Source organism: Chlorogloeopsis fritschii PCC 6912 (assembly GCF_000317285.1).
Lineage (GTDB): Bacteria > Cyanobacteriota > Cyanobacteriia > Cyanobacteriales > Nostocaceae > Chlorogloeopsis > Chlorogloeopsis fritschii.
Map to the genome: position 1 here is coordinate 19,012 of NZ_AJLN01000112.1, position 10,159 is coordinate 29,170.

General features: G+C 39.4%; 7 protein-coding genes. 1 reads left to right on the forward strand and 6 read right to left on the reverse strand.

What is annotated here, in order from left to right:
- Positions 1-74 precede the first annotated feature (74 nt).
- Positions 75-986 (reverse strand): 2-carboxy-1,4-naphthoquinone phytyltransferase, encoded by a 912-nt coding sequence (gene menA, locus UYC_RS0123660; protein WP_016874824.1) that lies wholly within the window; start codon positions 984-986, stop codon positions 75-77.
- 490 nt (positions 987-1,476) lie between these two features.
- Between menA and UYC_RS0123665 the strand changes: the two genes are divergently transcribed.
- Positions 1,477-2,892 carry an isochorismate synthase gene (locus tag UYC_RS0123665; protein ID WP_016874823.1) on the forward strand — a complete coding sequence of 472 codons (1,416 nt, stop codon included), beginning with the start codon at positions 1,477-1,479 and terminating at the stop codon, positions 2,890-2,892.
- 91 nt (positions 2,893-2,983) lie between these two features.
- On the opposite strand, the gene UYC_RS0123670 is transcribed toward UYC_RS0123665, so the two are convergent.
- From UYC_RS0123670 to UYC_RS0123690, 5 genes are all read right to left on the reverse strand, one after another.
- Positions 2,984-4,387 carry a trypsin-like serine peptidase gene (locus UYC_RS0123670; protein WP_235082954.1) on the reverse strand — a complete coding sequence of 468 codons (1,404 nt, stop codon included), beginning with the start codon at positions 4,385-4,387 and terminating at the stop codon, positions 2,984-2,986.
- 356 nt (positions 4,388-4,743) lie between these two features.
- The gene (locus UYC_RS0123675) at positions 4,744-5,664 is read right to left on the reverse strand and encodes a bestrophin family protein (protein WP_016874821.1); all 921 of its coding nucleotides are present in this window, start codon (positions 5,662-5,664) and stop codon (positions 4,744-4,746) included.
- Between the two features lie 79 nt (positions 5,665-5,743).
- Positions 5,744-7,054, reverse strand: coding sequence for a glutamate-5-semialdehyde dehydrogenase (locus UYC_RS0123680; RefSeq protein WP_016874820.1), 1,311 nt, complete (start codon positions 7,052-7,054; stop codon positions 5,744-5,746).
- A 288-nt stretch (positions 7,055-7,342) separates the two neighbouring features.
- Positions 7,343-9,208, reverse strand: a complete 1,866-nt coding sequence (locus UYC_RS0123685; RefSeq protein ID WP_016879691.1) for a sensor histidine kinase — start codon at positions 9,206-9,208, stop codon at positions 7,343-7,345.
- Between the two features lie 128 nt (positions 9,209-9,336).
- A partial coding sequence (locus UYC_RS0123690; RefSeq protein ID WP_016874818.1) for a substrate-binding domain-containing protein occupies positions 9,337-10,159 on the reverse strand: 823 nt, incomplete at its 5' end.

Below are 10,159 nucleotides of genomic sequence, written 5' to 3' on the forward strand. Positions count from 1 at the left end.
TCTGCCTCTGGGCAGTCGCACTCGACGCGCTTAACCCGCAAGGGCGCGCTGCTTTTTGCCATCTGCCGTCTGTCTTAAACTATAAATCCGGCACCAAACAGCAAACAACACCAAAAATGTACGGCGACGGCAATAAATTTACAGTTGCTGACTTTTTCTGGCTGGTAATGATTTTCTTGAACGTGACGACATAATTTAATCGCAAAGGGTAAACTCACCCAACTCAGTAATGTCCACACAGGAAAAATTCCCCACAGCACAAACAAAAAAGTAAAGATGTAAATGCTACCAGTAAACCAATGTAAAACTTGTGCGCCTCTTTGCGTTCCTAAGCGAACAATGGGCGATCGCTTTCCTGCTGCCAAGTCATCTTCAACCTGGTGAAAGTGCGAACAATACAAAATTAATGTTGTGGCAATGCCGACAATCACCGATGCTGCTAAATTCAAGATTGACCAAGTTTGAGTTTGGCTGTAATATGCTGCCGATACTGCTAAAGGCCCAAAAGCAAAAAAGCAGAGAATTTCACCTAAACCCTGATATCCTAAACGAAATGGAGGCCCTTGGTAGAGGTAGCCCAAAATACAACAAACCACAATTAATCCAATTACAGTTGGGTCATGTTGCCACCAAGCGATCGCTAGTATTCCCAACAAACCCAAACATAAAAATAAATTCCCTAATAAAAATATTAATAGCTTGTTACCAGTCAAGTTTACTAACGAATGAGGTTTATTTTTATCAATTCCAGTCTCAGAATCAAAAACATCATTACTGAGGTTTTCCCAAGCTAAAATTAAGATTGCTGCTGCTAAAAAAGTAAAAAAAATAGCTGCATTAAAAATCTTAGTTTCGGTGAATGCTACAGCCGTTCCCACCCAGATTGGCATCATAGCCACACTGTACATAGGTGGTTTAATCGCTGCCATCCACAATTTGCGATTAGTTGGGTTGTGATTAGTGATATTAATTAAATTTGCTGACATTGAAAAACCTGAATTCAATTAAACTTATTAATCTCATGGAATAATTTTACGCTTGGAAGGAAACGGAAAGAGTTTTTTACGAATTATTAAAATATCAAATACTTCCGCCAACTTTGAGCGTAGTTAGCTGTTGTTTAACGAAAAGCCTGATACAAATGATTGGTCTTTAATTCTTTCCCTCTGCTCCCTGCCCCCTGCCTCTATTCGTGTCAATCTTAAATGAAACGGTATGAGTCTATCCCCATGCCATCACAGCAAGTAGTTTGCGTCCACATACATAAATTTGCGTAGTTGCAAAGAGGTAATTAACAACTTTTTACAGTTCGACCAAAACAGGGTAAGGAATAAACAGGGTATTTCTAAACTACGCACTTGCAAATTCTCCTACGCTAGTGAAACTGTGACTCTTTATGTTACCTAGTAGAAATACGACCATGATTTCTCATTCTTTATAAAGATAAATTCACAAAAATTTACTAAACTGCTAGTGATGACAGTTTCACCATGTAGCGTAGACTTCTTTGTATATAACAAAGAACTGTACAGATTCCTTATTGCTGTACAGCAAAAAAGTATCAAAAGTAATTCCACTCAAATAGCTAGTATTTCACTGGAAATTGACTCAGTCGATCCACTTGTAGTACTTGATAAACTGACACAACCCAATCAACTGAATTTTTATTGGGAGAACAAAGGCAAAAATGAAGCGATCGCTGCCATTGATGCAGTAGCAAAATTACAAATAGAAGGTAAGGATAGATTTTATAAATCAGAGGAATTTATCAAATATTGTTTAAGCAATATAATTAGTTTTGGTAAGACAGAAGCACCTTTCTCTAAACCTATATTTTTTTGTGGATTCAGCTTTTTTGAAAGAAATTGCCAAGAAAGTTATCCATTTTCAGCAGCTACTGTTTTTCTTCCCCGTTGGCAAGTAGCTGTTAAAGGTGAGCGCTGTATATTAGTCTTTAATACTATTATTAATGCTGGTGTCAACGTTCAAAGAATCTTGCATATCCTGTGGAGAAAAATAGAAATTCTTCATTCTTTAGGGTTCTATTCTTATCATCGGGATTGCCAACAGCCAAAATTCAGTAAAAAATCTGTTGCTCAACCGGATAAATTTAAACATTCAGTCTTGTCAGCCTTAAAAACAATTCAGTCTAAAAATGTGAGTAAAATAGTGCTTGCAGATATACTGGATGTTAAGTCAAACACCACTTTTAACTTATTTAATTCTCTAAATAATCTGCGCCATCTCCATCCAAACTGTTATATTTTTTCTACAAGCAACGGTCAAGGACAAAACTTTATTGGTGCCAGCCCAGAACGTTTAATCAGTATTCACAAGCAGCAATTAATCACGGATGCTTTGGCAGGAAGTGCGCCGCGAGGCAAAACACCTGCTGAAGATGCTGCCAATGCCGATCGCTTGCTCAACAGTGAAAAAGAAAGACACGAACATTTGTTAGTAATTGATTTTATCACTCAACGTCTATCTCAGCTTGGTTTATTACCCCAGGTTTTACCACCCCGGTTGCGACAGTTATCTAATATTCAGCATTTGTGGACACCAATTAGTGCCATAGTTCCGGATAACGTCCATCCTTTAAAAATAGTTTCACAACTGCATCCCACACCCGCCGTTGCTGGAGCTGCACCAGATGTAGCTTGTACTGAAATTCGCCGTTACGAAAGCTTTGAGAGGGGTTTGTATGCCGCACCACTAGGATGGGTAGATGCAGATGGTAATTGTGAGTTTATCGTTGGAATTCGTTCCGCATTAATAGATGGCGATCGCGCTAGACTTTACGCTGGTGCAGGTATTGTTGCAGGTTCCGATCCAGATAAAGAATTAATAGAAGTGCAACTTAAACTTCAAGCATTGCTAAAAGCTTTAGTCTAAAGCTAGCCTGCAAAGAAGGAACTAACCTTGCGGGAAGTTCCTCCGCATCTACGCGAAAGCAAAGACTTATTTTCATGCGTAGCAGTTAGGCTTAATCGCACTTGGGGTTGGAGAAAAAGGAGCTTTTGGCTGTTCGAGTCTCACCATTGATCTCATACTTAAAATCGCCATTAAGAACCTTACAAATTAAGCCAAAGCTCGATTTATTAATGCGAGTTGCTGTGTTGTATCTACCAACTGAGCCTTCGTTTACTCCGAAAACTTTGCGAAAAGTTGGTTCTTGATACTCATAAATGGGTGAGCCACTTTGCCCGTCATTAGTGTCAAACTCATGGAAAAAGTATCCATAGCCTGCGGTTCTAATCCTTTCATATTGGCGATACATAAACCCGTCGCACTTCCCATTTGCTGATGGTGGTGCATCTTGACAGTTGTTATTATTGCTAGGATACCCAGCAGTGTTGTGGCTTGCGTAAGCAATATTGGACTTCGTACCAACAAATACCCATCCTGGACTCCAATTTATATCTCGAAGAATTAGCATTGCATAGTCATAGCGTGCTGTATCTTGACCCTTCCACTTCGATGGCCAAACATACCATTCGACAAATCTCGTACCAAAGGGAAACTTGTTTCCAGTGTAACTTTCACCACGAGCCGCAGGAGCCGCCCGACGCGATCGCAGACTTTTTCCATCTGGCGAGACACAATGAGCCGAAGTGAGAACGACTCTAGGAGCGATCATCGAACCAGAGCAGATAGAAAAATCAAGATCATCAGGTAGTCGAAGCGAAACGCCGACTGCTCGCCAAGCCCAGTTGGCAGAGGTGCGCAGTTGCCGTCCATCACTTCCTCCCCAAATCTCCGCTATTTGGAAGGAATCGGCTACTCCTTTTTTATTTACGGTTAGAAAGTCGAGGGTAATGTTTGGAATACCAGCAAATATTGACTTCAAGCTTAGGCGATCTTTAAAATTAACAAAGCCTGTAGGTTTACTTTTTTTAGCAGGAATTTCTACTTGCTCAACAGACGTCGTGTTGATTCGCTCTGGAAGGTTCTGAATAACTCCTACTCGCTCTTGATAGATGCGCCCGTCAGCCGAAACGAGGGTCATAGTATCGTCAAGATCTCGGTCAGCATCTTCCTTTTTTGAAGCTCTTTCAAAGTCGGTAATACTCATTTGCGAGAGCCTTTTCTGTCTGGCTCGATCAAGCTTCTGGTACTCTGCTTCACTAAGTATTTTTGCAGAACCCATGAACTCAAATAGTTGAGCTACTGGTTCTTGCTTTCTCACCTCTGCAAGAAGCTTATTAACATCATCTTCAGGAATTTCATCGCCTCCTCCAGCAAGCGCATCCTCAACTCTCGGTTCTTCCTTAAGGTCGTTAATAGAACCATTGCGCCTTCCCAAAAGGATGTTATTCTTTATAGAGTCTGTACACAATTCACTCAAAATTTTATTCTCTTGACAATCTTTTATTTCACTCGCAGTCACGTTAAAGCTTCCGAAGCAAACAAATAAAGCTTGAACAAGTACTGTCAATGAAAGTATTCTGAATTCAGAAATAGCTATTATTTTCATATTAAGTCAAAAATTTGGTACGACAATCATCGGCATCAAATTCCCTATCATGAGGCACTTAATATGTCGTAAATATATATGCTAAAAACTTCACAAACTCCGAGTATTTACTTTCAAAATATTAAGTGCAATTTTACAGAGAGTTTATTATGAATACTGAGATGATATTTAAACTAAATATAAAACATAAATTAACTATTGAGCATGACTAATCAACAAATTTTAGCAATATAATTTGCCAAAGTACTAGCTCTCTACACTAAATGTATCTATAAGGTTTTTATTTCATTATTCAAAGGACTATCTTCGGCTTTGATAATATCCTCAATATTTTTAACTAATGTATTGCAAATTTCATCGATTGGTAAATCATTTGCACTGTTACTAAAAGGATTTTCTATTTGATTACCAATTTCTTCAATACCCAATAAAATAAAACTAATCAAAGTCACGATAGGAATAGTCCACCAACTGACATCGTGGACAAGTTGAAATGGTAAAACAAAGCAGTAAATCAGTAATAATCGCTTCAGATAAATTCCATAGGCTAATGGGATGGGAGTTTTTTTGATGCGATCGCAACCTATAAATGCTTCTACCATCGCATCTAGAGCTTGATTCATAGGAACCAATTCATAAATACTTAAGCAATTGCGAACCTGCTGCTGCTTGAGATAAGCACCAATCCAAAAAGAGATTTTTAAGGGAATGTTTTTTACTTCTTGGAGTTGTAGATATTGCGCTTGAGTTAAAAAAGCCTCTAGCTCTTGTGGATCGGACTGTTCTCTTAAATGTAATTTAGTAGCAACTGCAAAAGCACTTAAAAGCCGTAATACCGCAATTTTGTTTTCTCGATCTACAGTTTCTGTTTCGGCAATAGCTAGTTTTATTTTCCGTGCTAAATTCAGGCTATTAATAACGATACTGCCCCAAATTTTTCGTCCTTCCCAATACCTATCATAAGCAGTATTTGTCCGAAATACTAACAGCAAACCTAAGACTAAATTGTATGCTACGTTAGTAGTAACAGAACTAAAAATTTGCTCTGCTAAATCAAAACCGTAATAGTGAGTGAGAGATATAAAAAAAGCAAATCCGCTACACAAAAAGATGCGGGGTAAAACGGTAGGCAGTACTGAACCTTGCCATTTTAAAGCAAGCTGTAACCAATTATGTTTATCAAATGTCATAGAAAATCAAGATGATAAAAAACACCAGTTATCTGGTGTTTCTCTAGCATTTTGCCACAATTAACAGAACGAGGATGAGTTAAATTAAATTCTTATGAGTAAAAGATTTAGCATCTGCACCCGTGTAATTAGCGACAATATGACCATCGCCAGTTACCTGATACTTATATGTTACTAAACCTTCTAAACCAACAGGCCCGCGAGGAGGCATTTGTTGAGTGCTAATTCCGACTTCGGCACCAAAACCATAGCGGAAACCGTCAGCAAAGCGAGTAGAGCAGTTGTGATAAACTCCTGCTGCATTCACCAGCGCTAAGAAAGTTTTTGCCGCTTCCTCATCTTCAGTAACGATCGCATCGGTATGCTTAGAGCCATAATCATTAATATGGGCGATCGCTTCTTCTAAAGAATCGACAATTTTAATTGACAAAATCAAATCACTGTACTCAGTTTCCCAATCCTCTTCTGTTGCTGCTGGGATATTATTTAAAATCTTGCGTGTACGTTCATCCCCTCTTAATTCTACATTCTGTGCTTGCAAAGACTCAGCAATTTTTGGCAAGATTTTTGGGGCTATATCGGCATGAATTAACAAAGTTTCAATAGCATTACAAGCAGCAGGATATTGAATTTTTGCATCAACAGTAATGGCAATTGCTTTATCAATATCGGCAGCTTTGTCTATACAAAGATGACAAATACCATCAGCGTGTCCGAGAACCGGAATGCGAGTATTTTCTTGCACAAACCTGACAAAAGAATTAGAACCTCTAGGAATAATTAAATCCACATATTTATCTAATTTCAAAAGTTCCAGAGTTTCTTCCCTTGTGGTTAGTAATTGCACCGCATCAGGATTAACTGCTGTTTGAGATAATCCTTGCTTAATTGCTTTCACAATTGCTTCGCAAGAGCGAATAGCTTCTTTGCCACCTTTGAGGATAACGCCGTTGCCTGACTTGATAGCCAAAGAAACAATTTGAATTGCCGCTTCCGGGCGTGCTTCAAAAATAATCCCCAACACTCCCAACGGACAAGCGATCCGCTTGAGAATTAAGCCTGTATCCAACTCGCGGTGAATTTGCACTGCACCAACTGGATCGGGAAGCTTGCCGACATCTCTCACCCCAGCGATCGCATCTCTTAACTTATGTTCGTCCAACTGCAAGCGCTTATAAAGAGGTTTGGCAATTCCTTCTTTTGCCGCCACCTGGCAATCAGCAACATTCGCTTGCAAAATTTCCTCTTTCGCAGATTCTAAAGCTTGGGCGATCGCTTCAATAGCTTGATTTTTAGCCTCAGTTGAGAGAACTGCTAGCTTCAGTGCCGCTTGGCGAGTTTTTTTCGCTATTGCAATTAAGTTCGATGAATTATCCCCAGAAATAGTCATGCCCGAAAAAACCTGATTCTTTGCCCTTCTCTAATCCTATCAAGATTAGGACTTACGCACGAGTCTATGGAATAATAAACCGCAGAGAACGCAGGGAACACGGAGGAAAGAGGATTGTAGAGGGATTCTGCGTAAGTCCTAAAGATGAAGGTAGAAGACAGCCAGAGAACACCCAAATTTGTCAAGAAAAAGGGTGTCGGGTGTGGGGTAATTGATGGGGGTTTGTACAGCTTGTACCCTTATTGGTTTTGGAGCAGGGTGTATAAAAATACAATTTTTTCTTCTCCCCTACACCCTAGTGTTAGTCACACTATTAATGTCTTCAATATCAATAACTTTCGCCTGTCTCACCGGAATATTAACAATACATCGCGTACCCTCATTTAATTTTGAATGACACTCAATTCTGCCACTGTGTTTTTCTACAATAATCTGATAACTGATAAATAAACCCAATCCTGTACCTTGACCTACTTGTTTTGTAGTAAAAAAGGGGTCAAATATCTTGGATCTGACTTCCTCAGACATTCCCAAACCATTATCGCTGATATGAATTGCTATCCAATCATTGTTAATAACTTTAGTACAAATATGAATTTCTGGATTCAAGATACATAAATTTTCCTGTTGTTCTTTCTCCTCAAAAGCATCAATGGCATTACTAAGAATGTTCATAAAAACTTGATTAATTTGACCTGCGTAACACTCAACACGTGGTAAGTTGCCATACTCTTTGATGACTTTTATTTCTTGACTTTTAAATTGAGTTTTGAAGCGATTAGCAAGAATCATTAGTGTGCTATCAATGCCAGAGTGAATATCTACTTTTTTAAAATCTGATTCATCAAGGCGGGAAAAATTGCGTAGGGACAAAACAATTTCATGAATGCGCTCGCACCCTGTCTGCATTGACTGAAGAAGTTTGGGTAAATCTTCCTCTAAGAAATCTAACTCAATAGCAACAATTTCCTTTTCAATTGCTTGTACAGGATTGGGGTAGTTTTGTTGATAAAGTTGTACTAATCCCAATAAATTATGAGTATATTCACTAATGTGAATCAGATTACCATAAATAAAACTTGTGGGATTGTTGATTTCATGGGCAACACCAGCAACCATTTGCCCAAGGCTAGACATTTTTTCACTCTGAATTAATTGCGCTTGAGTTTGCCTGAGTTTTTGTAAAGTATTTTCTAATTGTTGCATCTGAATACAGATTTGTTGGTCTCTAGCCGTCAGTTGTTCCGCCATAAAATTAAAGTCTTGAGCGAGAATACCAACTTCATCTTTGCTATCAATTTTAATTCTGATGCTGAAGTCGCCAGCAGCTAATTGTTGAGTGGCGCTAGTCAGATTGTGAAGGCGACGGGTGAGCCAACGCGTTACCCAGATGGCAACGATGAGAGCGATCGCCCCTCCCAGCAAGCATAATCCAGCAAGACTCAACCATAGGCTTCTTTCTGCCTGCTCCAAAGGTTTTACCGAGGTGAGTAACACAACCTTCACTGCTGTGCCACTTACCCCAGTCAGGATCACGGTTTTTACCATATAGCCTTGATTGGCAATATTTAGTCTCTGTGGAGGTGATTCTGGTGTTGGTATTTGCCAGCGAGTATTTCGAGCAGCAGCTAAAGTGGAGGCAATAACCTGGGAATCTTGAAACGCAACTAAGTGCATTTGTGTATTCCCACGAATTTTTTTGAGTAGATCGTCGTTCAATTCCGTACCTACAATTAATCCTCCGAGAACCTTTTCTTGTGACTTAATAGAGATTTGCCCCACCAACAATGACGGGGCATTCCCTTGTGTAGATACAATATCCGAGACATCCAAACCTAAACTTGCAGATCGACTGACTTGCTCGTCTTGTAACTTAGCTTGACTAATAGCTCCTTGCCGCAATTCAGCTAAAACTGAGCCATCAGGAGCTACAACCTTAATAAAATTAAGTTGTAATGCTGCTTGAATCGGTAGTAACGTTTGGAGAAGCAAAGGTTTTTTGCCTGATGCGGTAGCTTGGCTAACATCATTTCTATCTGCTACCCACCTTGCTTGTAAACGCAGCAATTCTTGTTTCTGCTTCAAGTCTTCTAAAACTAAAGATGAGAAACCTTCAGTTTCTTGTCGCAGACTTGCTTCTAAAGAGCTTCGCACAAAACTAAATGTTCCCACTGTCCATAAACAAAGTAATACAGAAAGCAAAGGTACAAGAAGTTTCGCTGCAACAGGAAGCCTTGAATATGCCGATCTAATTATCACTTTACCAATTACCCTGGTTTTCGTTATTTTTGGCTAGATGGGACAAAGCCGGATTTACGTAACACTTCGGCTCCTGCTTCGCTGAAGGTAAAGTTGATAAATTGTTGGACAGGGGCTTTTGGAGTCTTTTTAGAAATGATGCCAATATTGCGTACCATTTGATATTTCCCGTTACGTACATTATCTGCACTAGGTTCTACGCCATTGAGACTGAGGCGGTTAACTGGCAGTTGATGAGAAATAGCGTAGGCTAAAGAAAAAGCACCGACACTGTGGGGTGTATTCTGGATTGCAGCAATCAAATCACTTTCTTCTCGAAGTACGATCGCATCTGGTGCGTTTTTTAGTTCTTTACCAAGATAATATTTCCGTAAAAGGCGCTTGGCTGATTCATCCTCTGGTCGATCTAATACAACTATCTTGGCATCAGTTCCACCTAAATTTTTCCAATTGTTTATTTTACCGCTGTATATTGCCTTCAATTGCTCTGTGGTCAGATTGGTTATACCTTTAACACTAGGATGGGTAGCTACCAATAGAGCATCTTTTGAAACTTCTCTATATTCCATTGAGCCGTCATTTTCTTCTGGTTTTAATACCTTACTTATGCTGCCTATTTCCAATATTCCTTCTTTAACGCCAGCAATAGTGGCTTCTGACTGATTGGGTGGCAAAAAAGTAACTTGAGTGTTTTGTGCTTGAGCAGAGTAAGTATCAGCTAACACCTTCAAAGCAGGGTAAGTGCTGCTTGAACCACTAATCTGAATTTTTTGTTGCGCTTGGATGTTTGCTTGGGGTTGAGTACTGGTGTTACTGGTGCATCCAGTTACCCCAGCTAACTCTACT

Coding starts and splice junctions, on each gene's coding strand:
- menA (WP_016874824.1), bottom strand. CDS start 986: ATGTCAGCAAATTTAATTAATATCACTAATCACAACCCAACTAATCGC.
- UYC_RS0123665 (WP_016874823.1), top strand. CDS start 1,477: ATGACAGTTTCACCATGTAGCGTAGACTTCTTTGTATATAACAAAGAA.
- UYC_RS0123675 (WP_016874821.1), bottom strand. CDS start 5,664: ATGACATTTGATAAACATAATTGGTTACAGCTTGCTTTAAAATGGCAA.
- UYC_RS0123680 (WP_016874820.1), bottom strand. CDS start 7,054: ATGACTATTTCTGGGGATAATTCATCGAACTTAATTGCAATAGCGAAA.